Genomic DNA, 26,959 nt, shown 5'->3' with positions numbered 1-26,959 from the left:
GTCGTCCATCATCCCGATTACATGGCCCCTCGACCTGAGCGCGGCACGTTCAAGTTCGACAAATACTACCTCGTCATGGAGGAGTTGCGCAGCTCCGGGGCTGCCATCACAGAACACGCCCCGGAACCGTGTCCGAGACACTGGCTCGAAGCGGTCCACGATCCCGAATATGTCGATGAAGTTTTCCGCGCCCAAGTCCCCCACGCAAAGGAACGCCGGATTGGCTTTCCTGTGACCGAGGCTATTGCTTCGCGCGTGCGCCACACCAATGGCGGAACCTGGCTCGCCGCTCAGCTTGCAATGCGACACGGATATGCTGCCAACTCTGCTGCGGGAAGCCACCATGCTTTGGCCGAAACGGGCGCGGGGTATTGCGTCTTCAACGACCTTGCCGTGGCATCCAACCGGCTGATCGCAGAAGGCCACGCCAAACGCATTGCGATCATCGACCTTGATGTCCACCAGGGCGACGGCACCGCTAGCCTGACCGCCGCGCGCGAGGATATCGTCACCTTCTCCGTTCATGCAGAGAAGAACTTTCCGGTGCGAAAGGCGCGCTCTAACGTCGATATCGGCCTGCCCGATGGCACCACGGATGCGGACTACATGGCGGTCCTGCAACACCACATCCCCAAGCTTTTGGACGGGTTCAAGCCAGATTTTGTGTTCTATCAGGCGGGCGTTGATCCCCATAAGGACGATAAGCTTGGCCGCCTTGCGTTGACCGACGAAGGGCTGATCGAGCGCGACCGTTTTGTGGTCCGCGAGGCCCGCCAACGCGGCCTTGCAATCGCCTCTGCCCTCGGCGGCGGATACGGCGATGATCAGCGCGAAGTCGCCGCCCGCCATGCCCGGTCCATGATCGCTATGGCTAAGGAAAATGGGGCGCAATAAAAGGCTCGTCTTTAGGGCACCTTAAACCTTTCGGATTAAGCCCATCGTCCATGATCGGACGCTACCTTGCCCTGACCGCCGGAGTTTGCCTTTTCGCAGCGCTTGTTGCAGCGGGCTCTGATGCCGGAAGCTCCAACAAGGGCGGCGATTGGGTTCCTCGCAGCTCAGTTGCGCAAACCGGCGGGTCCGCTGCGAATAGCGACTGGAACGCGGGCACGCATACTCTCGCGCGTGAATATGACGGGCATTTCTACGCCAACACCAATGTAAACGGCGCGTCCTTGCGCATGTTGGTGGATACCGGCGCAAGCGTCATTGCGCTGACCGGATCGGATGCGCGCGCGGCAGGAATTTACTGGGACCAAAGCGAAGTGCGCCCCATTGCGCGCGGTGCCAGCGGCACGGTTTACGGCGTCGAACGCCAGCTTGATGTGGTTGATGTCGGCGGTTTCACTCGGCACAATGTGCGCGCCATGATCGTACCCGAAGGGCTTGATATCTCGCTCTTGGGCCAATCGTATCTCGGCCAAATCAGCTCTGTGAACATCGAAGGCAACCAGATGGTGCTCTCGGGCGGCTAAGGTCCTTTCACCGCAGGCTGGGCGGGAAATAAATGTCGATATAATCGGTAAGCCCGTCGCACCATTCAAATTCGCGCAGGCGGTAATATGACCGGTTCTGGGTCACCTCAAAACGCCATTGTTTGGTGTCGCGGCAAAAGCGATCTTCATCGGGCGTGCCAAGCATCTTGATCGTTCCAGAAAAGACGAAATAATCTTCGCCAATTTCGGTGATGAACCCTTCCAGATCGAGATAGCCGTCGGCCTCGCCTTTTTGCCCGCCGACAAGGGACCAATGCCCGCTTTGGGTAACGCCCACCCAAATGGGACCCCGCTCCTCCAAGCCATTCCATTGAAGGGTAACCCCCTCATTGCGCATCAATCGCTCCGCGCCCTCTTGATCGTGCACACGCGTGGGCTCCCCCGGGATTTCAGCGGTTTCAACCGTTATGGTGTCAGGCACATCGGTCCGGCTGCTGCGCACGATTTTCATTTCGGTGAGGGGTGGCAGATCAGCATCGGGACGCGCATTTTCCACCGGCGGTTCCTGTGCGAGCGCTTGTGGAGCCATCCCCAAAATCCAAAAACTGGCAAAAAGCCCCAAGAGGCGTGATAGATGTCGCATGATAGGTCTCTTTTATGATTCGAGACGCAGCATAGCAAACCCTTGAGCCCCACAGGATTAAACCCGCATGAGCACTCACGAAACAGATTATCTCGTCATTGGTGCAGGCGCTGTGGGATTGGCATTTGTCGATACGCTGCTTGACGAACACCCGGATTGCCACGTCACAATCCTTGATAAGCACGCGCGGCCCGGTGGGCACTGGAATGATGCCTATTCCTTTGTGGCGCTGCACCAGCCGAGCGCGACTTATGGTGTGAATTCGATGGAGATGTGCCCCGACAGGGTCGATGAACACGGCCACAATGCTGGCATGTATCCGCTTGCCAAACACGCCGAAATTCTCGCCTATTACAGCAAGCTTATGACAGAGCGTTTGGTCCCGAGCGGGCGCGTCACCTATCTGCCTTTGACAGAGTATGTGGGTGGGCAAAGCGGCCAGCACGCCGCCAAGAGCATTCTTTCAGGCGAAGAACACTCGATCACAGTGCGCCGCAAGCTGGTCGATGGGACATGGTTCAAAACCAGTGTTCCTTCGACCCATAAACCTGCGTTCGACATTGCCGAAGGAACCCGCTTTGCCATCCCCGGCGATTTGCCCCGGCTTTGGATGGATACCGAAAACCTTCCCCAGCATTACTGTATCATCGGTGGGGGCAAGACCGCGATGGACACCGCTGTCTGGCTTTTGGAGGCAGGCGTTCCGGCAGAAAAAATCGACTGGGTGCGCCCTCGCGACAGCTGGATGTTCAATCGCAAATTGTTGCAGCCTGCAAAGCATCACATTGAAGACCTTGTGCAATTCCAGATCGATCTGGTCGAATGCGCCAATGGGTCGCAAAATGGCGATGAAATGTTCGCGAAGTTGGGCGAGCGCGGCACAATGCTTCGCATTGATGAAAGCGTAACGCCCAAAATGTTCCACTTTGCGGTGATTTCAGAAGCCGAAGTCGCGCTGTTGAGACAGATCACCCGCGTCCACCGGGGCAAGCGTGTCACTGCGCTTGAGCCATCCACTATGGTCTTTGGCGAAGAACGTATCGATATGCCCGAGGCCACGCTTTTCATTGATTGCACGGCGAGCGCGGTTCCCTTTGAACAGCGCGACAAGGGGCGCCCGTTTTTTGAAGGTGATCGAATCACGCTCCAACTCGCTCAGGCGCCTTTTGTGCCTTACAGCGCCGCCTTGGCCGCCTTTATCGAGGTGCATTTTGAAACCGACGCTGAGAAGAACAATCTCGTCCCGCCCGCCCCGCTGACCGATACGACGGACACCTATCCTTATGCGATGATGGCCAATTTGATGAGCACCGCGATCCTTTCGGGCAATGAAAAGACCAATGCTTTCAATGCAAAAAGCCGCTTGCATCCAACCGGACCAGCGGTTGCTGAGATGATGGCAAAGGGCGATCCAAGGCTGGCCGCGCTTTCCAAGGTCGGCCCCAAAATTCAGGCCAACATGCCCGGCGTCATAAAATTGGGCATGGCCGCAAAGGCCCTTCACGAGGGCGCAGCATAGGGAATATTTGGGGATTCACGCGAAGGTCATTATTGGTTAGGTAGTATGTCCAATATGAATCGCCGCGATCTTCTCAAAGGCTCCCTGGCCACTGGCGCTGCTCTGGTGGGCTCGGCAACGCTCCCCACCTTGTCGGCAAAGCTGGCAGCTCAAGTGCCCGCAGCACCGCGCGCGGGAACGTCTCGTGACCGGGCTCTGTTTGATATTGCCAAGCGCGAGTTAACCCGCGCAGGCGATGCGATCTGGCGCAAGGATATTGTCGGCATTTGCGATTACGGCGTCCATTCCGCACGCCAGCGGTTCTACCTCGTCAATCTGGACCGCGAAGAAGTGCGGACCATGCACGTCAGCCACGGCGCAGGCTCCGACCCCGAGCATGACGGCTGGCTCAACCATTATTCCAATGTCGAAGGCTCCAACGCGACCAGCAAAGGCGCCTATGTCACTTGGGAATGGTATCAAGGACGCTATGGCACTTCGGTGCGGCTTGGCGGATTGGACCCAACCAATGACGCAGCGCTGCGCCGTTATATCGTGATGCACCGCGCGGCCTATGCCGAGCCACCGCATCTGGAGCGTTATGGCAGGATGGGCCGGTCAAATGGCTGTTTTGCCTATGGCACCGCGGATTTTCACGAAATCTTGATGAACCTGTCGGGCGGGCGGCTGCTTTATGCCGATAGCCTTGGCCTGCAAGAAAACGGTGCCATGCTTAGCCGCGATGAGCAGCTGGCATTGAATGAGCCGAGAACGCAGATGCTGAAGGCGGACAACCCTAGCGCAATGCAAAGGCGCGTGCCCGGGGCGTTTTGACGCGTATTGTGACGCGCGGCCTTGGCGCGCATTCCAATCCTCATTAAGCGGCTTGTTCTCACCCGTCCTGAAGGTCGTCCTCAATCACGATAACCTCATCGTCGCTCTCGCCAGAGCGGTTTTGCACGCGCGGTTTATCGAGGCTGGCAAGAACTGGCGCGTCGCGGCCATAGATGTCCTTGAACTGGCGAAGGTTGCCATCGATGTCCACGCCATAGGTGAAATAGGTGATGTAGGCGGTCATTTTGTCCTCGATCATCACCTTGGTGTATTCGCCCGAGGTCGCGATTTTCACTGCCTCCTCTTTGGTCGCGCCTTTGCCAAGGATCGCCATCGTGATCGCCAGCTCCAACGCGCGTTCGGTGCGAATGCAGCCGTGCGACAGTGCCCGCATATCGTTGTTGAACAAGTGGCGCGACGGCGTGTCGTGGAAGAAAATCGCGTGGCGGTTGGGCATTTCCAGCTTCATCCGGCCAAGCGAATTGGTGGGGCCAGGTTGCTGCACAACGCTGATCCAGCCGCTGTCATGGCGGGTTGCCTTATAGCCCTTGGAGCGCGCCCAGGCAGGGTTGGCAAGGACACGCTCGCCAAGCCCTTCACCCTTCACAATGGATTGGGGGACGGTCCAGGTCGGGTTGAACACCACGCCAGAGACAGTTTCGGCCAATTGCGGGGTCGCGGTGCGGCCGGGCTTTCCAACGACAGTGCGATAGGTGCTGATGATTTTATCAGCCACCGTCAGGCGCAATTGATATTCGGGCACATTGGTGATGAGATATTGCTTGCCAAGGTCGCGCGCGAGCCAGCGCCAGCGGTCCATATTGGCGCGGATGAGCTTGCGTTTCGCAACGTCTTCTGCCGGTGTTTTGGCAAGTTCAGCGCGAAGGGCTGCGTAATCGGGATGCGTCGGATGAAGCTTTGCAAGAGTCCCGGCAACATCGCCCTTGGTCAAAGCCTCTGATAGCAATGCGCGCGAACGCAAAATGTCGCGGTCAGGGTCCACCACGAACCACTGCACCCGCGCTTCCATCGGGGTGCGCCCATCGCGAAGGTCTTCGACCAGCCAAACGAAATTCTTTGACGCAAGCTTGTTCAGCGCCTCAGACGGCCCTTGCATCGCGAGCTCTTTGAGCGCGGTGTGATCGTAATCCTTCGGGTCAAGGCCTTCTGCGCCAATCCCCTCGATCACGTCGATCAAGGCGGTCACATGCTCAAGCGCCCATGCCTCGACCATGGGTCCGGGCGCTTCAAGATCGCCTTGCACCAGCGGTTCAGAGACCATGTCCGGGAAGGCTTCATCGAAACTTGCATTTGCTTCGGTCTCGGTTTCCGATTGCGCCTCAACCGCGCCCTCCTCCACAGCGTCTTGTGCAAACGCGCCTGTCCCAATGACCGCAGCCCCAAGTGCCGCTCCTGCTACGCCTATCGCAAACCTGCTGACCCGTTTTTGCATTTCGTCCATCCAATAAAGCCTGCCCAAAACGAGCAGAAACAACGCGTTGATGCCTTTAAGAGGCAAATATAATGCGTTTTCAGTTGCGCTATCAACCAAAACTGATTTCTGAGCGGTGAATCAGATAAGAAAACTTGTCCGTAAAATTGCAAAGGGCCAAAGGTGACTGGGCGCAAAACCACCCTTAAAGAGCGTGAACGATGACCAAAACGGCGCCTCATTCCCCCTTCATGCCCTTCGCAGCGGCGTTGCTGGGTGTGGGGTGCTTGTCGATCATGGATGCTTTCATGAAAGAGGCAGCCCTCACCACCGGCACTTACACCGCAACGGTGCTGCGCTCGCTCATTGGTGCGGCGATTATCGCGCCCTTCTGGCTTTGGAAACGCGAAGGCTGGCCAAACAGGTCCACGCTCAAACTGCATCTGGAACGCGGCATCATCAGCGCCTTTATGGCGCTCGCCTTCTTCTATGCGATCACCAAATTGCCTTTGGCAGAAGCCATCGCGCTCAGCTTTATTGCCCCCCTGATCGCGCTGTATCTGGCGCGTATCCTTTTGGGCGAGGTGATCTTGCCCAAGGCTATCTTTGCCAGCCTTTTGGGTTTTGCCGGGACTTTGGTGATTATCAGCGGCAAGATCGGCCAAGGCGATTTTGACGATGACGCCGCGCTTGGCCTTGGCGCGCTCCTGTTTTCAGCGCTCCTTTACGCCTATAATTTCATCGTCATCCGCAAGCAGTCTCAGGTCGCAGGCCCGGTCGAAGTCGCCACCTTTCACAGCGGGGTCGGCGGTTTGGTGCTGCTCTTGCTCGCCCCCTTCCTTGCGACACCGGTTGAACCGCAGGCGCTTATGCCATTGGTCGGAGCAGGCGTTCTCACCGTTGCAGGAGCGATGGCGCTCGCATGGGCCTATGCACGGGCCGAAGCGCAGGCTTTGGTGCCGATCGAATACTCAGGGTTCTTGTGGGCGAGCGTGCTGGGATGGCTGTTTTTCCAAGAGGCGGTGACAGTCCCAACACTTGCCGGAACGGGGCTTATCGTCACCGGATGCTGGCTTGCGACGCGCAAGGGAAAGACGCGAGCGCCAAAGGCCGCATAGCTGAGCGCCACCTTGACGTGGCCCTCCGCGTTGCCCAGATCATTTGAGCCACAGACCAAAGGGATCAAAGCTCATGACCGCCACCGGAAAAGACAGCCTCTCCGCCCGCTCCACCCTCGAAGTGAACGGCAAATCATACGCCTATTATTCGCTCGATAAAGCGGCTGAGCAGATGGGCGATGTGTCGAAACTGCCGATTTCGATGAAGGTGCTGCTGGAAAATATGCTGCGCTTTGAAGATGGCGGCTTTACCGTTGGGCGCGAAGATATTCAGGCGATCATCGATTGGCAGAAGAACCCGGTCACGGGAAGCGAGATCCAATATCGGCCTGCCCGCGTGCTCTTGCAGGATTTTACCGGCGTGCCTTGCGTCGTGGACCTGGCAGCCATGCGCGATGCGATCAAGAAGCTGGGCGGAGACACCGCCAAGATCAATCCGCAGGTGCCCGTTGATCTTGTGATCGACCATTCGGTCATGGTGGACGAATTTGGCCACCCCAAGGCAATGGAAGCGAATATGGCGCTCGAATATGAGCGCAATGCAGAACGCTACGACTTCCTCAAATGGGGTTCAAAGAGCTTTGAAAACTTCACCGCTGTGCCGCCTGGCACAGGCATCTGCCACCAGGTAAACCTTGAATATATCGGGCGCGGTGTGTGGTCTAGCGAGGACGCAAACGGCGACCTTGTCGCTTACCCCGACACCTGCGTTGGCACCGACAGCCACACCACCATGATCAACGGCCTTGGCGTCCTTGGCTGGGGTGTTGGCGGGATCGAGGCAGAGGCCGCCATGCTGGGCCAGCCGATTTCGATGCTGATCCCTGAAGTGGTTGGGTTCAAGCTGACAGGCCGCATGGCAGAGGGCGTGACCGCGACCGATCTTGTGCTCACCTGTGTCGAAATGCTGCGCAAAGTGGGCGTTGTGGGGAGTTTCGTCGAATTTTACGGCGAGGGCGTTGCAAACCTCACCCTCGCCGACCGCGCGACTATCGCCAATATGGCGCCCGAATACGGCGCGACCTGCGGTTTCTTTGGCATCGACCACAAAACCATCGATTACATGCGCCTGACGGGCCGATCAGAGGACACCATCGCGCTCGTCGAAGCCTATGCCAAGGCGCAAGGCATGTGGTTTGACCCTACTAATGAGCCTGTCTTCTCCAACACGCTCGAATTGGATGTAGGCACCGTTGTGCCCAGCCTTGCGGGGCCAAAACGCCCGCAGGACCGCGTGACGCTTGGACAAGTGGACGAGCTGTTCAATGAAGACCTCGCGAAAGTTTACAAGAAAACGCAAGCCGCCCGCGTCGATGTGGCCGACACCGATCACGACATTGGCGATGGCGATGTCGTGATTGCCGCCATCACAAGCTGCACCAACACCTCCAACCCCGATGTGCTGATTGCAGCAGGCCTTGTCGCGAAAAAGGCGAATGAGCGCGGGATGCGGCCAAAGCCCTGGGTGAAAACCTCGCTTGCGCCCGGCTCTCAAGTGGTGACCGATTACCTCGTCAAATCCGGGCTTCAAGATGACCTCGATGCCTTGGGCTTTGACCTGGTGGGCTATGGCTGCACGACCTGTATCGGCAATTCCGGCCCACTCGCCCCCCCGATCAGCGATGCGATCAATGGCAATGATATTGTTGCAGCATCCGTCCTTTCGGGCAATCGCAACTTTGAAGGTAGGGTTTCGCCCGATGTACGCGCAAACTTCCTTGCAAGCCCGCCGTTGGTGGTGGCTTACGCGCTCAAAGGGACCGTCACCGAAGACATCATTGAAACGCCCATTGGCCAGGACCAGGACGGCAACGATGTAATGCTCGCCGACCTTTGGCCTTCCAACGCCGAAATTGCTGAGCACCGCGCGGCCAATATCGACCGCTCCATGTTTGTGAAGCGCTATGCCAATGTGTTTGACGGTGATGAACACTGGCAGGCAATTACGGTAGAGCCTTCCGATACCTATCAATGGCGCGCTGGTTCCACCTACATCGCCAACCCGCCTTACTTTGAAGGGATGGAGATGACACCTGCTCCGATCACCGACATTGTCGACGCCAAACCGCTCGCAATCCTTGGAGACTCGGTTACCACCGACCACATCTCGCCCGCCGGTGCGATCAAGGAAGACAGCCCTGCTGGCGCCTATCTCAAAGGCAACCAAGTCGCGAAAAAGGACTTCAACTCCTATGGCTCGCGCCGGGGCAATCACGATGTGATGATGCGCGGCACCTTTGCCAATATCCGCATCAAAAACGAAATGGTCCCTGGGATCGAAGGGGGCGTGACCACTTACAATGGCGAGCAGATGCCGATCTATGACGCAGCCATGCGCCACAAGGCGGACGGCACGCAATTGATCGTTGTTGGCGGTAAGGAATATGGCACCGGTTCATCGCGCGACTGGGCGGCCAAGGGTACGATCCTGCTGGGCGTTCGCGCCGTAATCGTTGAAAGCTTTGAGCGCATCCACCGCTCCAACCTTGTCGGCATGGGCGTGCTCCCGCTTCAATTCAAAGAAGGCGACACCCGTGCGAGCCTCGGTATCAACGCGGACTGTACTTTCTCGATTCTGGGGCTTGCCGACCTTAAACCGGGCCAAGATGTTGAAGTGGAAGCGACAAGAGGTGATGGCTCAACCTTCACTTTCACCGCACTTTGCCGTATCGATACTGAGAACGAGATGGAATATTACCGCAATGGCGGCATCCTTCATTACGTTCTTCGCAAACTTGCCGCCTAAAGGACTTGTATCAGAGCAATGCTCAAACACCTCTTCTTCTGCACCATTGCGGTGCTCGCGGTCCCGGCCTGCGCGCCCGGCGGGGGTGAAGAAAAAGACGGCGATAAGCCTTCCAGCGCCCCGTTTGGCTATGAATTTGCTCAGGCACACGATCCTTCAATAGTCAGGCTTGATACAGCTGATCGGCGTAGAACAGCGTTTTAGGGCAGGGTCGAAACGCTTTTTTGACCGATTTTGGTTCATCGCTCGTGGGCGGTGACACGCGTTTTAACGATCAAAACTGGCGCATTTGCTCTTTTTCAAGTAGGAACGCGCGTGAAAACACTCTGGCAGAGTCTCTTCTCAAGGGGAAAACCAAATATGCTTATCGAATCAATCCTCGCCGCCTCTTTGGCTTTCTCAGCGCAAGCTGACGTTTCAGCGGTGCCGGCCATGCAGAAAGTGGCTCTTTCCGATCCTTCTGAAACTCAAGCCAAAGACGAAGAAGAATTGGACGACGCGAACAAGCGCGTCTGTCGCCGGATGCCCGTTATCGGTTCGCGCATGAAGAAGAAGGTTTGCGCCTCCAAGAAAGAATGGGAAGAAATGAGTGAAGCTTCGCGTAACCAGACCGATGATCTTCAGCGGCGTGGCCAGGCCCCGGGCAGCGGGATTGGCGGCTAAACGACGGCGCTACAGCGTAAATCAGCGCGATGCAAAAAGGGGCGGCTTTCCGATGTGGAAGCCGCCCCTTTTTTCTTTAGCCACCCCTGTTTTGCGATGACCGCAAAGGGGATTTGTTGACGTCTTAGACTTGAGCGCCCTCGCTGCCTTCAACGATATTCTTGCCCTTGCTGCCAAACGCCCGGCGAGAAAGGATCGCGCTAGCCGCAAGGCCGAACAGGATCATCATGGGCGGCGCTGGAACATCCGTACCGCCCGAAGTGCCACCAGAGGTACCCCCGCTTGAGCTTGAGCTCGAACTTGAAGATGAGCTGCTGCTCGACGACGAACCCGAGGTTGAGGTCGAGGTCGTTCCGCCAAAGCTGGACGAGCCACTTGAACCGCCAGAACTGCTGGATGAGCTGCTCGACGAACCCGAGCTTGACGATGTGGTGCTGCCACCAAAGCTTGAGGAGCCGCCCGAGCCACCCGATGAGCTGCTGCTCGAGGATGAGCCAGAGCTCGAAGATGATGAACTGCCGCCAAAGCTGCTCGAACCACCCGAAGACGACGAACTGCCGCTTGAAGATGAGCTGGACGAACCGCCAGAGCTTCCGCCGTTGCTTCCGCCGTTGCTTCCGCCAGTGCTGGTTGCGCCGCCGCTCGAAGAGCTACTGCTCGAGGATGAGCCTGAGCTGGACGATGACGAGCCACCAAAGCTGCTGGAACCACCTGAGCTTGCCCCACCTGATGAGGACGATGAGCCCGACGAAGAGCTGCTTGAAGACGAGCTGGTCGAGCTGCTGAAGTTACCTGAGCTACCGCCGCTGGTTGCCCCACCTGAGCTACCACCAGATGACGATGAGCTTGATGAGGACGAACTCGACGAGGACGAGGAGGATGACCCAGAGCCGCCCGAGGTTGAACCGCCCGGGTGTGGGTCGCCGCCGCCGCTGGTGTTGCCGCCGCTTGAGCCGCCAGATGAGCTCGAAGACGAGCTTGAGCTGCTGGACGAGGATGACGAGCTGGACGAAGATGATCCGCCACCAGTGCTTGTGCTCGAAACATTGCCGGATGTGCTTGAGATGTTGCCCGAAGATGTGCTCGTGCTCGAGACATTGCCCGAAGTAGTGCTCGACGAAACATTACCTGAGGTCGACGTCGAAGAAACGTTACCGGACGTGCTGGTCGAGACATTGCCCGAGGTGCTGCTCGACACATTGCCAGACGTAGTGCTGGACACGTTGCCCGAAGTCGTACTGGAAACATTGCCTGATGTGCTCGAGGAAACGTTGCCAGATGTGCTTGAGACATTGCCTGACGTGCTGCTTGAGACGTTACCCGATGTTGTAGTCGTCGTTGTGGTTGTCGTCGTGCTGCCGCCAGAGGTCGCACCGCTTGAGGTGGCCCCGCTTGAACCGCTGGTGCTCGAAACATCGCCCGAAGAGCTTGAGCCGCCAGTGCTGCTACCACCAGTGCTGGTGCTGCCACCGCTGGTGCTGCCGCCGCTTGTGCTTGACGAGACATCACCTGATGATCCGCCCGAACCACCCGATGTGGTTGTCGTGGTGCTTACATTGCCTGAGGAGACACCGCCTCCGCCGCCGCTGCCGCCAAAGAAGCCGCCAAAGAAGCCGCCTCCAAAACCACCGCCGAAGCCACCGAGCCCGCCGCCTACTGCGATCGGGCCGCCAAAGCCGCCACCGCCGCCGCGAATGGGCGGAAGGGGTGGAAGAGGCGCAGGGGCATAGGCAACCTGCGCAATCGGAGGACATTCTGCGTCGTCATAATAGGCTTCGACCGCGCCAGCAGGAAGCGAAGTGGTACCGGCAACCACATCACGCCCAGCAATTGGACCGCCAAAAGGACCGTATCCACCTGGAACCGGCTGACATTCAATCGTGCGCTCAACAATCCGGCGGCGACGATCTGGCTCAACCTGAGGAAGAGGCGGCAGTTCGCGGGTCCGGTCTGTCTTCACATAGCGTGGCGGCGCAACCCCTTGCGTCTTTACATAGCGCGGTTCGCCGATCGGCTGAGCCAAGGGGATCGCTTTGCTGTCAACGAGCTTGCCATCCGCATCAGAAGCGAACTGCGGCTCATCGGTGTTCATCGGCTCCGCCATGCGGACCGCCCCACCTTGCAAAAGCGCAACTCCAGCGACTGTTGCCGCGAGCTTGGCTGATACCATCTTGATCGACATAAATTCGAACCCTGCTTTGTGTAGTTGCGCGCAGCCGGTCTGCACTTTCACTACTTTCCAGTGGTGTGATGGGATTGAAACCGGGTTGACCGCAATGGGGTTAACCATGTTCGGCGCGCGTTAGCGGGCCCAAAGAGCGCAGATTGCCGCGATTTCCGGGTCGCTGTCCCGTTTTGAAACCGAAATTAACCGCTTAGTTAGCCGTTTTCATCGAACAGGCCGGTCTGCGGGGTGTCTGGTTTAAGAATCGGTTTGGCCATTTCCAAATGCTCCCAAGCCGCATCATTAAGCATTCGCCCGCGCTCTGTTCTTGCGATTAGCCCCAGCTGAATAAGATAAGGTTCGATCACTTCTTCAACCGTATCGCGCTGTTCTGCCAGCCCCGCTGTTAGTGCTGATGCGCCCACGGGCCCACCTTTGTAAGTGGTCGCAATCATAGTCAGGTATCGCCGGTCCATCGCGTCCAGCCCCAGCCGGTCAATCTCCAACCGGGTGAGCGCATCATCAGCAATCGCGCGCGTGACCGTGCCTTTGCCCGCGACATGGGCAAAATCGCGCACGCGCCGTAGCAGCCGTCCCGCGACACGCGGTGTGCCCCGTGAACGCCGCGCAATCTCGCGCGCGCCCGCAGGATCAATGTCGAGACCCAACAAATTAGCCGCCCGGGTGACCACAAGGTCAAGCTCGTCATGGCTGTAGAACTGGAGGCGCACAGGGATCCCGAACCGGTCGCGAAGCGGCGTTGTGAGCAGCCCTTGGCGTGTAGTGGCTCCGATCAATGTAAAGGGCGGCAAGTCGATGCGTACCGAGCGCGCAGACGGCCCTTCGCCGATGATAAGATCGAGCGCGCGGTCCTCCATCGCGGGGTAAAGGACTTCCTCCACCACAGGGCTCAACCGGTGGATTTCATCAATGAACAGGACGTCGTGCGGCTCAAGATTGGTGAGCAGCGCAGCAAGGTCCCCGGCCTTGGCGATGACCGGGCCGGACGTGGCTCTGAAGCCCACACCCAATTCGCCTGCAACAATTTGAGCAAGCGTTGTTTTTCCCAGACCCGGCGGACCGTGGAACAAGGTATGATCCATCGCCTCCCCGCGCGATTTTGCGCTGTCGATAAAGACGCGAAGATTGTCCTTCGCCCCCTCCTGACCGATGAATTCGGCCAAGCGTTTGGGGCGCAGGGCGGTGTCTGGATCACCGGGCTGAGCGTCCCCTGAGTGGATTGGGCCTGAGTGGATAGGAGGGTCGAGGTCGCTCATCTAGAACGGGTTCACTGTGAAGCCGGTTTGCTGCAGCTTGGCGTGGGCTGTCATGGCGGACAAATGCATCTCCACACCGTCGATCAGCGCGTCCGTGCTCACGCCGTAAGCTGCGGCGCTTTGCCCGCACACGATAAAGCGCACGCCGTGCTCTAACATCTCTTCGACCATAGCCTGTGAACCGTTATTCTCGCCCGGAACAAGATCAAGCACTGCCTTGCCGTGGACGACGACCGCAAGCCGGATGTGGTCCTCTGGAACGCCTGCAGCAACATGCATATTGATAAAGCGAGCCGCGCTTTCAAACCCGCGATTGCGCGCACCCTCGTCAGCGCGCTGCGCCACGTCAAAGGCAATCGCAAAACGGTCGGTTGGCGCGACGGGTTGACCGCCTTCAACCGGGGCGTGCGGGCCAAAGTCTGCAAATACAGGGCCGGGGGCGAACGCATCCAGGCTGGGTGATTGGGCCGCGAGTTGGCTTGCGAAAAGCATGGCCAAGGGAATTGTGCAAAGGGCTTTCATGATGCTTCCTGTTTGGATGCCGCGACAAGATCGAAGGGCCGGGTTTCGCCCGAGTGGATGGGTGGGCCTTCAGAGTAGATCATGCCCAAACCCTCTCGTCACCCTGAACTTGTTTCAGGGTCCATCGCACGGCACACTGCACGATATGAAGCGCGTCATCGAACCTTGCACTTACCTTATGGCGAGCGGTTTTCGCGGGACCATCTACACCGGCGTTACATCCGACCTGATGGCGCGGATTGCACAGCACAGGGATGGCACGTTTGATGGCTTTACCAAGCGATACACGGCCCACCTGCTTGTGCATTTCGAGATGTTTGGCACCATGGATCAAGCGATCACTCGCGAGAAGCAGATCAAAAACTGGCGGCGACAGTGGAAGATCAATTTGATCGAAGAAGCGAACCCTAGATGGCGGGACTTGGCTTGTGAATTGGGCTTTGCGCCTCTGTCGGGGCGCAGCGCTGGCGATGGATCCTGAAACAAGTTCAGGATGACAGGTGAGTGGGTCAGCGTTGGTCATCGCGCGAAACCCAGCAGAGCTAATCCTAACGAGAAGAATCCGAACGACGCATAAGATAGATAGGGGGTATATGCAGTCGAGATCTCGTTCTTCTTCGCCTCGAACTGTTCGATTTCGCCGGTGAGCTTGCTGCCTGTCGCTGCTTGGAGAATATATAGCTCTTCAAGTTTCATTATGTTGGCGATGAACTCGCAAGTTTTTGTCTGAGAATATCCGACAAAAACGAAAGACGTAAGAATGCCAAGCCAGAAAGACAGAACAGCGAACATGAAGAACAAATTCTGGTTCTCAAGTTGACCTGCAAACGCGAGAGCTCCCCCATTTAACGCAAATAGTGATGCTGTCGACCAACGAACTTCAGCGGAATGCTCTCCTACTAAATGGCGACGAACATCACCGTAGTATTCTGCATAACGAAGAGATGCTTGTCTAAGGGCGGAGTCTTCAGCCATCACCCAGCCGCCTTCTTCAATGCTACGCGGATCAAGTCGCCCTCGCTGGCATCCTCGCCCAATTCCTCAAGCGCACGCGACACCGCCTGTGCCGCAATCGCTGGCTTAAACCCGAGGTTCTCCAGAGCACTTACCGCATCGGCGCTCGCGCCCCCTCTTGGCGTTGCGCCTACTGCGGCCACCCCTGCCATTCCGCCGCCGGGCAATGCGCCTGCTTTGTCTTTCAGCTCATTGACGATCCGACCGGCCAGTTTCGGTCCCACGCCGTTCGCCCGCGCCACGCTCGCTGCATCGCCGCCAGCACACGCATCGCGCAATTCTCCGGTGGAGAGCGCGGAGAGGATCGCCAAGCCCACTTTGGAGCCCACGCCTTGAACCTGTGTCAGCAAACGGAACCAATCGCGCTCTGACCCTTCGGCAAAGCCAAGCAGGCGCATGTCGTTTTCGGAAACCTGCATATCGGTGTGCACGGTGCAGGCCTCACCCACTTCGCCCAAAGCGCTCAACGTGCGCGCAGAACAATGGACGAGATAGCCCACTCCTTGGACGTCAACGATGGCCCAATCGTCACCGACGGAGTCCAGCCTGCCAGATAGCTTTGCAATCATGGTTTGTTCTTGAAGCAAAAGGCCAACGTTCGCCAGAGCCAACTCACCGTTTTGCGCATTTGAAACTCTCGACAAAAAAAGCGGGGGCGTTATGGCTCGTGTCCATGAGTTTCAATACATTCGGGCGGGTATTCCGCTTTACCACTTGGGGAGAAAGCCACGGGCCTGCATTGGGTGTGGTGATAGACGGGTGCCCGCCGGGTATCCCTCTCACCGAAAAGGATATTCAGCCCTTCATGGATGCGCGGCGTCCAGGGCAGAGCAAATACACAACGCAGCGTCAGGAAGCGGACCAGGTGCGCATCTTGTCGGGTGTGTTTGCGAACGATGAAGGCGTGCAAGTCACGACAGGCACGCCGATCCATCTGATGATCGAAAACACCGATCAACGCTCCAAAGACTATTCCGAGATCGCCAAGGCCTATCGCCCGGGACACGCCGATTACACCTATGACGCGAAATACGGCATTCGCGATTATCGCGGCGGCGGGCGGTCAAGTGCGCGCGAGACAGCAGCGCGCGTGGCAGCAGGCGCAGTGGCGCGGGCAATCATTCCAGAGGTCAAAATCACCGCTTTCGTGTGCGAAATTGGCGGCGACAAGATCGATCGCGATGCAATCAATCTCGATGAAATCACGCAAAATCCCTTTTTCTGTCCGGACAGTTGGGCCGCCAAACGCTGGGAGCAGATCGTCGATGGCGCGCGTAAATCAGGCTCTTCTCTGGGCGCGGTTGTGGAATGTGTTGCCGACGGCGTGCCAGCGGGATGGGGCGCACCGATCTATGCAAAACTCGACAGCGAATTGGCCTCTGCCATGATGACCATCAACGCGACCAAGGGTGTCGAGATCGGCGATGGCTTTGAAGCTGCACGCCTCACCGGTGAACAAAACGCCGATGCGATGACGCCTGACGAAAATGGCAAGCCGGTCTATGCCAGCAACCATGCAGGGGGCACCGCCGGCGGCATTTCAACCGGTCAACCGGTGGTGTGCCGCGTGGCGTTCAAACCCACATCGTCAATCCTTACCCCGGTGGATTCGATCACGTCGGACGGAGACGCAACACAGGTCCGCACCAAGGGCCGCCATGACCCATGCGTGGGCATCCGAGGCACGCCAGTCGTCGAAGCGATGATGGCGCTTGTTCTGGCCGATCAAAAACTGCTCCACCGTGCTCAGACAGGCGGCGAATAATGGATAAATCTGCAATGCCAAACCCGCGCGAGCTTGCGCGCACTCTGGCCGAATTTCGCACTCCCGGCGTTGGGCGCAGTATCTGGGAGGTGGCTTCCACTCTGGCGCCCTTCGCAGGCCTGATGACCATCATGCTCTTCGCGGTTGAGGCGGGGTATTACGCCGCCTTTGCGCTGACCCCGTTTGCAGGGATGCTGCTTTTGCGGCTCTTCATTATTCAGCACGATTGCGGCCATGGCTCCTTCTTCAAGAGCAAGGCAACCAACAAATGGCTGGGCCGCACGCTGGGTGTGTTCACATTGACGCCGTATGATTGCTGGCGGCGCAGTCATGAGCTGCACCATGCAAGCACGGGCAATCTTGACCGCAGAGGTTTTGGCGATGTCGATACGCTGACCGTGCGCGAATACCGCGCATTGGGCCGGATGGGACGGATCTGGTATCGCATATACCGGCACCCGCTTTTCCTGATGGGCTTTGGCCCGGCGTACCTCTTTTTGCTGCGCCACCGCTTGCCCATTGGACTGATGAAAGCCGGTTGGACCTATTGGATCAGCGCGCTTTTGACCAATGCGGTGACGGCTGGACTGCTGGTGACGCTTGGCCTTTTGTTTGGTGCATCGGTTACCGCAATGGTGTTCCTGCCCGTGCTGCTTACGGCTGCATCGGTTGGGGTTTGGCTGTTCTATGTGCAGCACCAGTTTGAGGACACATCCTGGGATAAACGCGAGGATTGGGATTATCACGCCTCTGCTATCGAAGGCAGCTCTTATCTGCATTTGCCAGCGGTCATGAACTGGTTCACCGGCAATATTTCGATCCACCATATCCACCATCTGGTGAGCCGCATCCCGTTCTATCGCTTGCCTGCCGCGCTGAAGGCCCACCCCGAACTGGCCGAATTCAACCGGGTGAGCGTGCGCGATGCCTTTGGCACGATGTGGCTCGCGCTTTGGGATGAAGACAACCGCAAGCTGGTGACCTTCCGAGAGGCCAAACGGCTCACGCCCTAAGGGTGATTTCAGCCTTTGAGCAATGACCGCGAGCATTGAGCGGGAACTTATTCAAGAAGTTCCCGTTTTTGCTGATAGAAAATCTCGATCTTCGCAATCGCACAAATCAATTTTGCTGCACCGCAGCAATCACTATGTAGCGCTGTGAAAGTTCAGACCTCTAACCCCAACACTTAATCACAAAAGGCAAAATCACATGGGTATTATCGGTTCAACCGTACAACCATTCAAAGCAACCGCTTTCCAGGCCGGCAAAGACTTCTACGACGTCACCGAAGCTGACATCGCAGGCAAGTGGGCCGTGTTCTTCTTCTACCCAGCCGACTGGACCTTCGTATGTCCAACCGAGCTTGAAGACATGGGTGAAAAGTACTCGATGCTCCAAGACATGGGCGTCGAAGTCTACGCGGTCAGCACCGACACGCACTTCAGCCACAAGGCATGGCACGACAGCTCCGAGAAAATCGGCAAGCTCAGCTTCCCGTTCCTCGGCGACCAGCTTCACACGCTTTCGAAGCAATTTGGCGTTCTTCGCGAAGAAATGGGTCTTGCTGACCGTGCGACGTTTGTTGTCGATCCCGACGGCGTGATCCAGATCATGGAAATCACCTGTGAAGGTGTTGGCCGTAACGCGAACGAACTCACCCGCAAGATCAAAGCCGCTCAATATGTGCGTGCAAACCCTGGCCAAGTGTGCCCGGCAGCATGGGAAGAAGGCGCTGACACACTTGCCCCATCGCTTGACCTTGTTGGCAAGATCTAAATCGCGCCCATGAACTTTTAACGGCGCGCCTCTCTCCCTCTCCTCTGCGCGCCGGTACCCTGCCCGAGCTTTCGAGCTTGGACGCAGCATAGGCCCGAACCGTCTCCCTCTCCCCTCTCCTCGGGGGGCGGTTCGGGCTATTTTCTCCCACAAAATTGCCAATGGAACTCGCAATGCTCGACGCAAATATGCAAACCCAACTCAAGCAATATCTCGCCAATCTGCGCGAGCCGATTGAGCTGGTCGCAGCGCTCGATGACAGTGCGAAGTCCGAACAAACGCGCGACCTGCTTGGCCAGATCGCTGAACAGCATGACATGGTCACGGCCCGCTTTGACGGCGATGACCAGATCGCTGGCGGCAGACGCCCAAGTTTCGTCATTCGCCGCGCGTCGGACCCTGCCAAATGGGTGCGTTTTGCTGGTCTTCCCATGGGGCACGAGTTTACATCGCTGGTGCTTGCCCTCCTTTGGGCAGGCGGCCACCCTCCAAAGGTTGACGCAGACCTCATCGAACAGGTCCGCGCCCTTGAAGGCGATTACGAGTTCGAGATGTTCTTCTCGCTCACCTGTCACAACTGCCCCGACGTGGTGCAGGCGCTTACCTTGATGGCGCTCGAAAACCCGCACATCACCGCAACATTGGTCGAAGGCGGCACGTTCAAGGACGAGGTCGAAGGCCGCGACATTCTCGCAGTGCCAGCGACCTTTCTTAACGGGGAAAGCTTTTACAACGGCAAGATCGAGCTTGCTGAGATCCTGTCCAAGCTGGACAGCGGCGCGGATGCGAAGGCGGCTGAAAAAATGTCTGCCAAGGACGCGTTCGAAGTGCTCGTCATTGGCGGCGGTCCGGCTGGCGCCGCATCGGCGGTTTACACCGCACGCAAGGGTTTCCGCACAGGTATCGCAGCAGAGCGTTTCGGCGGCCAGTTGCAAGATACGCTTGGCATCGAGAACCTGCCCGGCACCAGTTACACCGAAGGGCCAAAGCTCTCCGATAACCTTAAAAAGCAGGTCAGCGACAACGGGATCGACCTTATCGACCTTGCCCGTGCAACTGAATTGAAGCCTGCGAGCCAAGCGGGCGGAATGCACGAGGTCACCTTTGCCAATGGCGCGGTTCTCAAAACCCGCAGCCTCATCCTTTCAACGGGTGCGCGCTGGCGCAATCTGGGCGTGCCGGGCGAAGCGGAATACCGCAACAAAGGCGTCGCCTATTGCCCGCACTGCGATGGTCCCTTGTTCAAGGGCAAGCGTGTGGCCGTCATCGGCGGCGGCAATTCCGGCGTCGAAGCGGCAATCGACCTTGCTAAAATCGTGGGCCACGTGACCCTCATCGAATTTGACAAGGCTCTGCGCGCGGACGCCGTGCTGCAAAACAAGCTGCGCTCGCTCTCCAATGTCGAGATCATCACCAATGGTCAGACGACCGAGATCACCGGCGATGGCAAGCGCTGCAACGGCCTTGTGGTCAAAGACCGCGAGAACGGCGAAGAGCGCCGCGTCGAATTGGAAGGTGTGTTCATTCAGATCGGCCTTGTCCCGAACACCGACTGGCTGCGTGAAACCGGCCTTGAACTGTCGCAATATGGCGAAATCGTCGTGGATGATCACGGCGCGACCAACTTGCCCGGTATCTATGCCGCAGGCGATGCCACCACGGTGAAGGACAAGCAGATCGTCGTCGCCATGGGTACTGGCGCAACCGCAGGCCTTGGCGCGTTTGATTATCTCATCCGCAATGAAGCCACGGACGAAGTTGCCAAGGCCGCATAAGGCCCTGCATTCCAGGGCGTGACCTGTGGCCTCAAATGCGGCACAACGCTGCGCCATGAAGGTCATTCTTACAGGGTCCTCTGGCCGTATTGGCCGCGCTATCTTTTCAAGCCTTGCCCCGGCGCATGAGGTTGTCGGCGTTGATACGCGCGCTTTCTCGACCACGCGCATCGTCGCGGATTGCGGCGATGAAGCGGTCATGCGCCCTCTGTTGGAAGGCGCAGATGCGGTGATCCATACGGGCGGACCGCACGCGCCCCATGTGGGTGTTGTCCCGGACAAAGAGTTCACGCAGACCAATGTCGATGCGACGGCTAAGCTCTACGCCTGGGCGAGTGAAGCGGGGACCACTGCGTTTCTCTACACTTCCACCACCGCGCTTTATGGCCATGCGATTTCGCCGGGCCAGTGCACATGGTTGGACGAGGAAACAGTGCCGCTCCCCAAAACCATTTATCACCGCACAAAGCTCGCGGCAGAAAAACTGCTTGAGGCGCACGCCGCTCCCCATTTGCCAGTCAGAGTTCTGCGCATGTCGCGGTGTTTTCCCGAAAGCGCGCCGCAAATGGCCACCTATCGCCTCCACCGCGGCATTGATGCGCGCGATGTGGGGGAGGCGCATCTGCTTGCCCTACATCGCGCCCATCATGGCCCGGCCTTTGCCCGCTTCGTGATTTCAGGCGCCACACCTTTTCGGCGCGAAGATTGCGAAGCGCTTTCCCATCATGCGCCTGCCGTAATTCGCGAACGTGCGCCAAAACTAGCAGAGGCGTTTGAGGCGCGCAGGTGGACGCTGCCTTCAACTATCGACCGTATATACGATCCGGGCCGTGCAATGCGCGATCTGGGATGGAAAACACGCTGGGGCTGGGAAGAGGTCTTGGCGCAAACGGACCGCCACGATCTCGAAGTCCTGCCGACGGGTGCGCCTGTTATCGCAAAGGCGGAATGACCACGTAAAACACCGGGGGTGGCCTAAAAAGGTTACATCAGTTTTTTCGATCATATTGATCGCAACTCTAAGCTTTCAATCGCGACCGGGCTCACTATTTCGCAATCAACGGGTCACCCCACCCGTTCATGAAACCATCGGCCACCCCCTCTTGCTGGTGGTTTCAAAACTTCGGCCAAGGCGAGCCCCCCCTTTTACCGCCTTGCGCCCAAAAGAACCGGAAGTCTGCTGACTTCACCCCCCCCCCCCTTAAAAAGTTGGCGGCTTCCGGTTCGTCTTTTCACCTCCATTTCTGCGCGTCCGCTTTTGCGTATCATCGGAATTTACAATCAATCTCGACAGATTAATCGATTGGACCGTTCGACGCTTCTCCATCATCTTGCATCCCCTAAGCCCGTTTCCATGAGTCGGGCGCGAGAATTACCCAAGGAGAGACGATTATGGACGCGAAAACTGGTGAAATGAGCGGCTGCCCCTTCCACGGCGACGGAGCAACCCGCACGCTGTTGGGCCGCCAGAACAAGGACTGGTGGCCAGAGGCAACCGACCTTGGCCTGCTAACCGAGCGAGGCAAAAGCGCAAATCCATACGGCGAAGATTTCGACTATGTGAGCGCTTTTAACGCGATTGATTACAACGCTTTGAAGGCTGACCTCACGGCATTGATGACTGACAGCCAGGATTGGTGGCCAGCCGATTATGGCCATTACGGCCCGTTCTTCATCCGCATGGCATGGCACGCAGCAGGCACCTACCGCACAGGCGATGGCCGCGGCGGCGCTGGCAGTGGTCAGCAACGGTTTGCGCCATTGAACAGCTGGCCAGACAATGGCAACCTCGACAAGGCGCGCCGTCTGCTTTGGCCGATCAAGCAGAAATATGGCAAAGGCATCAGCTGGGCTGACCTTTACATCCTCGCCGGTAACGTCGCGATTGAAAGCATGGGCGGACCGGTCTTTGGTTTCGGCGGCGGTCGTTCGGACGTGTTCGAGCCAGAAATGGTGTATTGGGGCACGGAAGAACAGTGGGTCGACCAAGGCGCTGAAACCCGGATCATTCCTGATGAAGGCAAGGCGCTCGAAAATCCGCTCGCCGCGATCCAGATGGGCCTGATCTACGTCAATCCCGAAGGGCCAGGCGGCAACCCTGATCCGCTGGAATCAGCCCGCGACATGCGCGAAACCTTTGCCCGCATGGCGATGAATGACGAAGAAACCGTGGCACTTACCGCTGGTGGTCACGCCTTTGGTAAAGCGCACGGCGCGCAGCCATCGGACACCTTTGGCGGCGCTCCCGAGAGCGAGGCACTGCACCTTCAGGGCTTTGGCTGGCTGAACGATGAAGAGGAAATCGGAAAAGGTCACATCACGACCTCTGGCATCGAGGGTTCATGGTCGAACAACCCCACATCGTGGAGCCACGACTACTTCCGCCTGCTGTTCAAATATGATTTCGAGCTGACACACAGCCCGGCCGGTGCGCAGCAATGGACCCCGATCAATCCCGATCCAGAGGATCTGGCACCTGACGCACGTGATCCGTCAAAGAAGGTTCCAACCATGATGACGACCGCCGATATGGCGCTCAAAATGGACCCGGAATACGCCAAGATTTCCAAGCGTTTCCTTGAAAACCCTGAGCAGCTTGATGACGCATTTGCGCGCGCATGGTTCAAACTGTGCCACCGCGATATGGGACCAAAATCCCGTTATCAGGGTCCCGAAGTGCCCGCCGAAGACCTCATCTGGCAAGATCCCGTGCCCGCTGGCACTGCGCCTTCTGATGCAGACGCAGATGCGTTCAAGTCGGCGATTTTGGGCAGCGGCCTCAGCGTAAGCGAGCTTGTGAAAGCGGCGTGGGCTTCGGCCTCGACCTATCGCAATTCTGACCACCGTGGCGGGTCGGACGGCGCGCGTGTTCGTTTGGCTCCGCAAAAGGATTGGGCGGCTAACGATCCTGAGGAACTCGCGAAGGTTCTTGCCAAGATCGAGGAGCTTCGCGGTTCTATCTCGATGGCAGATGCAATTGTCCTTGCAGGTAACGCAGCCGTTGAAAAAGCGGCGACCGACGCCGGTTTCACCGTCAGCGTACCGTTCACCGGCGGGCGCGGCGATGCGACCGACGAAATGACCGATGCGGCAAGTTTTGAACCGATGGAGCCATTTGCCGATGGTTTCCGCAACTACCTCAAGAGCAAAGCCAATGTGAAAACCGAAGATATGCTGATCGACAAGGCGCATCTTCTTGGTCTTTCACTGCCAGAGCTTACCGTTCTGGTCGGGGGCCTGCGGGTGCTGGGCGCTAACAGTGACAATCGTCCGCACGGCGTCTTCACGGACCGCGTGGGCCAGCTGACCACTGACTTCTTCACCAACCTTCTGGATATGAGCACCAAATGGGCTCCGGTCGATGGCTCAGGCGATGAAGAATATGTGGGTACGGACCGCAAGACCGGCGAAGAGAAGTTCCGCGCAAGCCGCACCGACCTGATCTTCGGCTCCAACTCGCAGCTTCGCGCTCAAGCCGAAGTCTATGCGGAAAACGGCGCGCAAGAGAAGTTCGTGAACGACTTCGTCGCCGCCTTCACCAAAGTGATGGATGCAGGCCGCTTCTAAGGCTGGCGAGACGATGGTTCGCTTTCGCGAGCCCTGAGAATTGGAAAACCCCCGGTGAGGAAACTCGCCGGGGGTTTTTTCGTGTGCCAAACCTTTTAAATCCAGCCAGCATCTTTCAACTCGCTCACTTGGGCGCGTGCCACTGGGGCCTCCAGACCGCCGGGCAGAACCAGCCGTACATTGCGGCCATCGCGGCGCACGTCTTCAACCGCAAGGCGCGCAACCCACCAGCTGCGGTGGACCTGACGTCCCTCAATATCGCAAATGTGCACCATCGCATCGCGCAGCCGCATCAGGACCAGCTCTGATCCAAGACTTGTGTGCACGCGAACATAATGATCCTCCATCTGCAAAGCGATCACATCACTGCCAAGGGCAGGGAGAAGGGCATCGAGGAGTGGATTGGACTGGGCCGGTTCATCTGCGGGTACAGCGGGCGGCGCAGCGTTTGCCCCTTCTGCCAAGGGTTGGGCCAAGGGGTGGGGCGCTGGATTGGCGGGCACGGGGTCGGGCTCAACCGCCTTGCGCAGGCCCAGGACATTGAACAGCAAGGTCACCGCTGCGCCTACGACAAAAACGTAGAAATAGCTGGTGAGCGCAACATCAAGGCCGGGCCAATAGAGCGGACTGCGCAAGTTGCCGATGCTCAAGACCGCAATGGTCATCGGCACGGAGGAAACAGCCGCCGCCGCAATCCAAAGCCCGATGCGCGGCAGGTGAAGCGTGCGCTCGCCCCATGCGACCAGCGTCTCCATCGGGCGATAGCAAATGTAGCCCAGATAGGAGAAGGCAAGCCAGCTCACCAGCCGAACGCCAAGCGGCATATCAATCGTCCCAAACGGCCCGAGAACGCCAAGGAAAAGCCCAATCGCGGTCATGATCGCAAGGTCAGTAAAGAGCCCGCGCAAAAACTTCGCCCGGTTTCCCATTGGCGGCGTGATCGCCATTTCGCCTGAAGTTTCTGTCATTGCGCTCGCAAACTGCCTGCCCATTCGCGCTTCGTAAAGTGGCAAAGCGCAGAAACCTTGCGCGTTCTGAGTGCGCTCAGCGCCATTTCGCGAAGGGTAGGGCCTTTTTGCGAACACTCGATTGCAGGCGAACGGGCATCAGCCAGTTTGGGTCTCAACGAAACGCAATTCACTTGAAAGGCCCACCATGACAACTGCAACCTTGCCAAGCCCGCTCACCGCTTTCCAACGCCTCAACCAGCCCAAGGGCGTCATGCAGCTGGGGCTTATCACAAGAGCCGCCGTGCTGTTCGCTGGCATTACGATGACCACCGTTTGTGTGGCAGCGATTATGCGGGCGCTATTTGGTTTCGCCCCTGATCTGCCGCATCTGGGCAATGCCGCGATCATGTTTCATGTCGCGACCGTTATTCCTTGCGTGCCGCTTGGTCTGTACCTCTTGATCGCTCGCAAAGGCACCGCGCTGCACAAGGCGCTGGGCAAGCTTTGGGTGGCCTTGATGGTCATCACCGCGACATTGACCCTGTTTATCCATGATGGCATGGCGCTTTCGTGGATCCATATCTTTGTGCCGCTTACCTACCGTGCGGCGTGGCTGATTATCAGCAGCGCTCGCAAGGGTGACATCAAGCGGCACAAGGCGGAAATCGTGAGCCTGTTCCTTGGCGCTTTGATGATCCCGGGTGTGTTTGCGGTGATCCTTCCCGGTCGCCTCATGAATGTGATGCTATTTGGGTAAAGCCTAGGCAAAAACCGCGTGGGTCATCTTTTCAGAAAGCGCCCACAAGCGGTCCGAAGTTGCTTTATCAAGCGCGTAGCTGCGCACCCCGCCATTGCTGGACACATCGTCTACTTCGGCCACGTGACAGTCCTCGCAATAAACGCCGCCTTGGCCCTCCAACTCGGCGGCAGTGGCGGCCCAAACTTGCGTCGCTGCGCCTTCGGGGATGGTCTTGAACATCGTCGCCTTGCCGGATTCCTCGGCTTGCTGCTTCATCCGCTTCATCAGGAATTTGTTGTCTTCCTCGGTCAGGTGGCGGCCAAGATTGGTTTGAATGCCGCCGGGATGCACAGCGTAGGCATGGATGCCCTTGGCAGCAAAGCGATCCTCAAGCCCCCTGGTAAACAGGATATTGGCGGTCTTTGAGCGGCCATAGCTCTCCCACGGGGAATATTCGCTGGTCTCAAAGTTGGGGTCATCAAGGTCAGCAGGCCCAATGTGATGCCCCCGGCTCGAGAGGTTTACGATGCGCCCACCTCCAGCTTTGCCTGCGCCTGCCTCAATCAAGGGCATCAGGTGCCTGGTAAGCGCAAAATGCCCGAGATGGTTGGTGCCAAACTGCATCTCAAACCCGTCAGCCGTGTCCATCTTGGGGCACGCCATAACGCCTGCATTGTTGATGAGAATGTCGATTTTCTCAAAACGCTTGTTGGCCTCGGCTCCTGCTGCCTTGATGCTTTCCAGAGATGCGAGGTCGCAGGTGAGCGTGTCGAGTTTGGCATCAGGCACCTCGGCCTTGATCGCCGCGACTGCCTCTTCCATTTGGGCAGGATTGCGCGCGCAGATCACAACGTGCGCCCCCTTTGCTGCCATGGCGCGGGCTGTCTCTTGGCCAAGCCCGGATGAGCCGCCGGTGACCAGCACCGTCTTGCCTGAAAGGTCCACACCTTCAAGCACCTCATCAGCGGTGGTGTTTTCTCCAAATGCGGCCATTTGCGGGGTCCTTTCCAAATTCGTGTCTGGTGTGATGCGCGCAGACG

General features: G+C 58.0%; 25 protein-coding genes. 17 read left to right on the top strand and 8 right to left on the bottom strand.

Going from position 1 to position 26,959, the window contains the following annotated elements; all coding sequences use genetic code 11:
- Positions 1-21 precede the first annotated feature (21 nt).
- Positions 22-894, top strand: a complete 873-nt coding sequence (locus EH31_RS15455; RefSeq protein WP_199797052.1) for a histone deacetylase family protein — start codon at positions 22-24, stop codon at positions 892-894.
- Positions 895-944: 50 nt separating this feature from the next.
- On the top strand, positions 945-1,475 hold the full coding sequence (locus tag EH31_RS15450) for a retropepsin-like aspartic protease family protein (protein WP_034962065.1): 531 nt from the start codon (positions 945-947) through the stop codon (positions 1,473-1,475).
- A gap of 7 nt (positions 1,476-1,482) precedes the next feature.
- On the opposite strand, the gene EH31_RS15445 is transcribed toward EH31_RS15450, so the two are convergent.
- Positions 1,483-2,079 carry a hypothetical protein gene (locus EH31_RS15445; protein WP_152553602.1) on the bottom strand — a complete coding sequence of 199 codons (597 nt, stop codon included), beginning with the start codon at positions 2,077-2,079 and terminating at the stop codon, positions 1,483-1,485.
- 67 nt (positions 2,080-2,146) lie between these two features.
- Between EH31_RS15445 and EH31_RS15440 the strand changes: the two genes are divergently transcribed.
- Together EH31_RS15440 and EH31_RS15435 are read left to right on the top strand one after the other, a co-directional pair.
- Positions 2,147-3,598 (top strand): NAD(P)-binding protein, encoded by a 1,452-nt coding sequence (locus EH31_RS15440; protein ID WP_034962063.1) that lies wholly within the window; start codon positions 2,147-2,149, stop codon positions 3,596-3,598.
- A gap of 45 nt (positions 3,599-3,643) precedes the next feature.
- Positions 3,644-4,411 carry a murein L,D-transpeptidase catalytic domain-containing protein gene (locus EH31_RS15435; RefSeq protein WP_338390488.1) on the top strand — a complete coding sequence of 256 codons (768 nt, stop codon included), beginning with the start codon at positions 3,644-3,646 and terminating at the stop codon, positions 4,409-4,411.
- A gap of 58 nt (positions 4,412-4,469) precedes the next feature.
- Here EH31_RS15435 and EH31_RS15430 read toward each other — a convergent pair whose 3' ends face one another.
- Positions 4,470-5,873: a L,D-transpeptidase family protein gene (locus tag EH31_RS15430; RefSeq protein WP_422110933.1), complete on the bottom strand. Its 1,404-nt coding sequence runs from the start codon at positions 5,871-5,873 to the stop codon at positions 4,470-4,472.
- A 191-nt stretch (positions 5,874-6,064) separates the two neighbouring features.
- Between EH31_RS15430 and EH31_RS15425 the strand changes: the two genes are divergently transcribed.
- The 5 genes from EH31_RS15425 (at position 6,065) to EH31_RS17820 (ending at position 12,100) form a co-directional block, all read left to right on the top strand.
- Positions 6,065-6,961: a DMT family transporter gene (locus EH31_RS15425; protein ID WP_034962061.1), complete on the top strand. Its 897-nt coding sequence runs from the start codon at positions 6,065-6,067 to the stop codon at positions 6,959-6,961.
- A 73-nt stretch (positions 6,962-7,034) separates the two neighbouring features.
- Positions 7,035-9,707 (top strand): aconitate hydratase AcnA, encoded by a 2,673-nt coding sequence (gene acnA / locus EH31_RS15420; protein ID WP_034962060.1) that lies wholly within the window; start codon positions 7,035-7,037, stop codon positions 9,705-9,707.
- Between the two features lie 18 nt (positions 9,708-9,725).
- Complete coding sequence (locus tag EH31_RS15415) at positions 9,726-9,911, top strand: hypothetical protein (protein ID WP_034962058.1); 186 nt, start codon at positions 9,726-9,728, stop codon at positions 9,909-9,911.
- Positions 9,912-10,067: 156 nt separating this feature from the next.
- Positions 10,068-10,370 (top strand): hypothetical protein, encoded by a 303-nt coding sequence (locus EH31_RS15410; RefSeq protein WP_034962056.1) that lies wholly within the window; start codon positions 10,068-10,070, stop codon positions 10,368-10,370.
- A 227-nt stretch (positions 10,371-10,597) separates the two neighbouring features.
- On the top strand, positions 10,598-12,100 hold the full coding sequence (locus tag EH31_RS17820; RefSeq protein ID WP_051699350.1) for a hypothetical protein: 1,503 nt from the start codon (positions 10,598-10,600) through the stop codon (positions 12,098-12,100).
- 649 nt (positions 12,101-12,749) lie between these two features.
- Here the strand turns inward: EH31_RS17820 and ruvB are convergent.
- Positions 12,750-13,811 carry a Holliday junction branch migration DNA helicase RuvB gene (gene ruvB, locus EH31_RS15395; protein ID WP_034962055.1) on the bottom strand — a complete coding sequence of 354 codons (1,062 nt, stop codon included), beginning with the start codon at positions 13,809-13,811 and terminating at the stop codon, positions 12,750-12,752.
- Entirely contained in the window at positions 13,812-14,303 is a 492-nt protein-coding gene (locus tag EH31_RS15390) for a DsrE family protein (RefSeq protein ID WP_241765957.1), read from the bottom strand. It abuts the gene before it with no gap.
- Between the two features lie 175 nt (positions 14,304-14,478).
- Between EH31_RS15390 and EH31_RS15385 the strand changes: the two genes are divergently transcribed.
- Entirely contained in the window at positions 14,479-14,814 is a 336-nt protein-coding gene (locus EH31_RS15385; RefSeq protein ID WP_034962052.1) for a GIY-YIG nuclease family protein, read from the top strand.
- Between the two features lie 38 nt (positions 14,815-14,852).
- On the opposite strand, the gene EH31_RS15380 is transcribed toward EH31_RS15385, so the two are convergent.
- Both EH31_RS15380 and ruvA read right to left on the bottom strand, forming a co-directional pair.
- Positions 14,853-15,308 (bottom strand): hypothetical protein, encoded by a 456-nt coding sequence (locus tag EH31_RS15380; protein ID WP_034962051.1) that lies wholly within the window; start codon positions 15,306-15,308, stop codon positions 14,853-14,855.
- Positions 15,308-15,916, bottom strand: coding sequence for a Holliday junction branch migration protein RuvA (gene ruvA / locus EH31_RS15375; protein ID WP_034962242.1), 609 nt, complete (start codon positions 15,914-15,916; stop codon positions 15,308-15,310). The genes EH31_RS15380 and ruvA overlap by 1 nt, the downstream gene beginning before the upstream one ends.
- A gap of 104 nt (positions 15,917-16,020) precedes the next feature.
- Between ruvA and aroC the strand changes: the two genes are divergently transcribed.
- The 6 genes from aroC to katG all read left to right on the top strand — a co-directional run bounded on the left by aroC (position 16,021) and on the right by katG (position 24,230).
- Positions 16,021-17,112, top strand: coding sequence for a chorismate synthase (gene aroC, locus EH31_RS15370; RefSeq protein ID WP_034962049.1), 1,092 nt, complete (start codon positions 16,021-16,023; stop codon positions 17,110-17,112).
- Positions 17,112-18,125 carry a fatty acid desaturase gene (locus EH31_RS15365; protein WP_034962047.1) on the top strand — a complete coding sequence of 338 codons (1,014 nt, stop codon included), beginning with the start codon at positions 17,112-17,114 and terminating at the stop codon, positions 18,123-18,125. The genes aroC and EH31_RS15365 overlap by 1 nt, the downstream gene beginning before the upstream one ends.
- A gap of 196 nt (positions 18,126-18,321) precedes the next feature.
- Positions 18,322-18,888, top strand: coding sequence for an alkyl hydroperoxide reductase subunit C (ahpC, locus tag EH31_RS15360; protein ID WP_034962046.1), 567 nt, complete (start codon positions 18,322-18,324; stop codon positions 18,886-18,888).
- A 173-nt stretch (positions 18,889-19,061) separates the two neighbouring features.
- Positions 19,062-20,663, top strand: coding sequence for an alkyl hydroperoxide reductase subunit F (gene ahpF, locus EH31_RS15355; protein ID WP_034962240.1), 1,602 nt, complete (start codon positions 19,062-19,064; stop codon positions 20,661-20,663).
- Positions 20,664-20,718: 55 nt separating this feature from the next.
- On the top strand, positions 20,719-21,615 hold the full coding sequence (locus tag EH31_RS15350) for an NAD-dependent epimerase/dehydratase family protein (protein ID WP_034962044.1): 897 nt from the start codon (positions 20,719-20,721) through the stop codon (positions 21,613-21,615).
- Positions 21,616-22,055: 440 nt separating this feature from the next.
- On the top strand, positions 22,056-24,230 hold the full coding sequence (gene katG / locus EH31_RS15345) for a catalase/peroxidase HPI (RefSeq protein WP_034962042.1): 2,175 nt from the start codon (positions 22,056-22,058) through the stop codon (positions 24,228-24,230).
- 95 nt (positions 24,231-24,325) lie between these two features.
- Here the strand turns inward: katG and EH31_RS15340 are convergent, their stop codons facing one another.
- A complete protein-coding gene (locus EH31_RS15340; protein WP_034962238.1) occupies positions 24,326-25,198 on the bottom strand; it encodes a LytTR family DNA-binding domain-containing protein in 873 nt (290 codons plus the stop codon).
- A 187-nt stretch (positions 25,199-25,385) separates the two neighbouring features.
- Between EH31_RS15340 and EH31_RS15335 the strand changes: the two genes are divergently transcribed.
- Positions 25,386-25,937, top strand: coding sequence for a DUF2306 domain-containing protein (locus EH31_RS15335; RefSeq protein WP_034962039.1), 552 nt, complete (start codon positions 25,386-25,388; stop codon positions 25,935-25,937).
- 3 nt (positions 25,938-25,940) lie between these two features.
- On the opposite strand, the gene EH31_RS15330 is transcribed toward EH31_RS15335, so the two are convergent.
- Positions 25,941-26,912: an SDR family NAD(P)-dependent oxidoreductase gene (locus EH31_RS15330; RefSeq protein ID WP_034962038.1), complete on the bottom strand. Its 972-nt coding sequence runs from the start codon at positions 26,910-26,912 to the stop codon at positions 25,941-25,943.
- Positions 26,913-26,959: the final 47 nt, after the last annotated feature.

It is taken from the genome of Erythrobacter longus (genome assembly GCF_000715015.1).
GTDB lineage: Bacteria > Pseudomonadota > Alphaproteobacteria > Sphingomonadales > Sphingomonadaceae > Erythrobacter > Erythrobacter longus.
Note: the sequence above shows the minus strand (reverse complement) of the source record. Positions and strands in the feature narration are given on the sequence as shown.

Bases quoted from the DNA above. Each gene is read 5' to 3' on its own strand.
- EH31_RS17820 (WP_051699350.1), top strand. From the start codon at position 10,598: ATGGGCGGCGCTGGAACATCCGTACCGCCCGAAGTGCCACCAGAGGTA.
- EH31_RS15365 (WP_034962047.1), top strand. From the start codon at position 17,112: ATGGATAAATCTGCAATGCCAAACCCGCGCGAGCTTGCGCGCACTCTG.
- acnA (WP_034962060.1), top strand. From the start codon at position 7,035: ATGACCGCCACCGGAAAAGACAGCCTCTCCGCCCGCTCCACCCTCGAA.
- EH31_RS15350 (WP_034962044.1), top strand. From the start codon at position 20,719: ATGAAGGTCATTCTTACAGGGTCCTCTGGCCGTATTGGCCGCGCTATC.
- ahpF (WP_034962240.1), top strand. From the start codon at position 19,062: ATGCTCGACGCAAATATGCAAACCCAACTCAAGCAATATCTCGCCAAT.
- katG (WP_034962042.1), top strand. From the start codon at position 22,056: ATGGACGCGAAAACTGGTGAAATGAGCGGCTGCCCCTTCCACGGCGAC.
- EH31_RS15335 (WP_034962039.1), top strand. From the start codon at position 25,386: ATGACAACTGCAACCTTGCCAAGCCCGCTCACCGCTTTCCAACGCCTC.
- EH31_RS15435 (WP_338390488.1), top strand. From the start codon at position 3,644: ATGTCCAATATGAATCGCCGCGATCTTCTCAAAGGCTCCCTGGCCACT.
- ruvA (WP_034962242.1), bottom strand. From the start codon at position 15,916: ATGATTGCAAAGCTATCTGGCAGGCTGGACTCCGTCGGTGACGATTGG.
- ahpC (WP_034962046.1), top strand. From the start codon at position 18,322: ATGGGTATTATCGGTTCAACCGTACAACCATTCAAAGCAACCGCTTTC.
- EH31_RS15390 (WP_241765957.1), bottom strand. From the start codon at position 14,303: ATGCTTTTCGCAAGCCAACTCGCGGCCCAATCACCCAGCCTGGATGCG.
- EH31_RS15425 (WP_034962061.1), top strand. From the start codon at position 6,065: ATGACCAAAACGGCGCCTCATTCCCCCTTCATGCCCTTCGCAGCGGCG.
- aroC (WP_034962049.1), top strand. From the start codon at position 16,021: ATGAGTTTCAATACATTCGGGCGGGTATTCCGCTTTACCACTTGGGGA.
- EH31_RS15380 (WP_034962051.1), bottom strand. From the start codon at position 15,308: ATGGCTGAAGACTCCGCCCTTAGACAAGCATCTCTTCGTTATGCAGAA.
- EH31_RS15450 (WP_034962065.1), top strand. From the start codon at position 945: ATGATCGGACGCTACCTTGCCCTGACCGCCGGAGTTTGCCTTTTCGCA.
- EH31_RS15330 (WP_034962038.1), bottom strand. From the start codon at position 26,912: ATGGCCGCATTTGGAGAAAACACCACCGCTGATGAGGTGCTTGAAGGT.
- EH31_RS15445 (WP_152553602.1), bottom strand. From the start codon at position 2,079: ATGCGACATCTATCACGCCTCTTGGGGCTTTTTGCCAGTTTTTGGATT.
- EH31_RS15385 (WP_034962052.1), top strand. From the start codon at position 14,479: ATGAAGCGCGTCATCGAACCTTGCACTTACCTTATGGCGAGCGGTTTT.
- EH31_RS15415 (WP_034962058.1), top strand. From the start codon at position 9,726: ATGCTCAAACACCTCTTCTTCTGCACCATTGCGGTGCTCGCGGTCCCG.
- EH31_RS15340 (WP_034962238.1), bottom strand. From the start codon at position 25,198: ATGACAGAAACTTCAGGCGAAATGGCGATCACGCCGCCAATGGGAAAC.
- ruvB (WP_034962055.1), bottom strand. From the start codon at position 13,811: ATGAGCGACCTCGACCCTCCTATCCACTCAGGCCCAATCCACTCAGGG.
- EH31_RS15410 (WP_034962056.1), top strand. From the start codon at position 10,068: ATGCTTATCGAATCAATCCTCGCCGCCTCTTTGGCTTTCTCAGCGCAA.
- EH31_RS15430 (WP_422110933.1), bottom strand. From the start codon at position 5,873: ATGGACGAAATGCAAAAACGGGTCAGCAGGTTTGCGATAGGCGTAGCA.
- EH31_RS15440 (WP_034962063.1), top strand. From the start codon at position 2,147: ATGAGCACTCACGAAACAGATTATCTCGTCATTGGTGCAGGCGCTGTG.
- EH31_RS15455 (WP_199797052.1), top strand. From the start codon at position 22: ATGGCCCCTCGACCTGAGCGCGGCACGTTCAAGTTCGACAAATACTAC.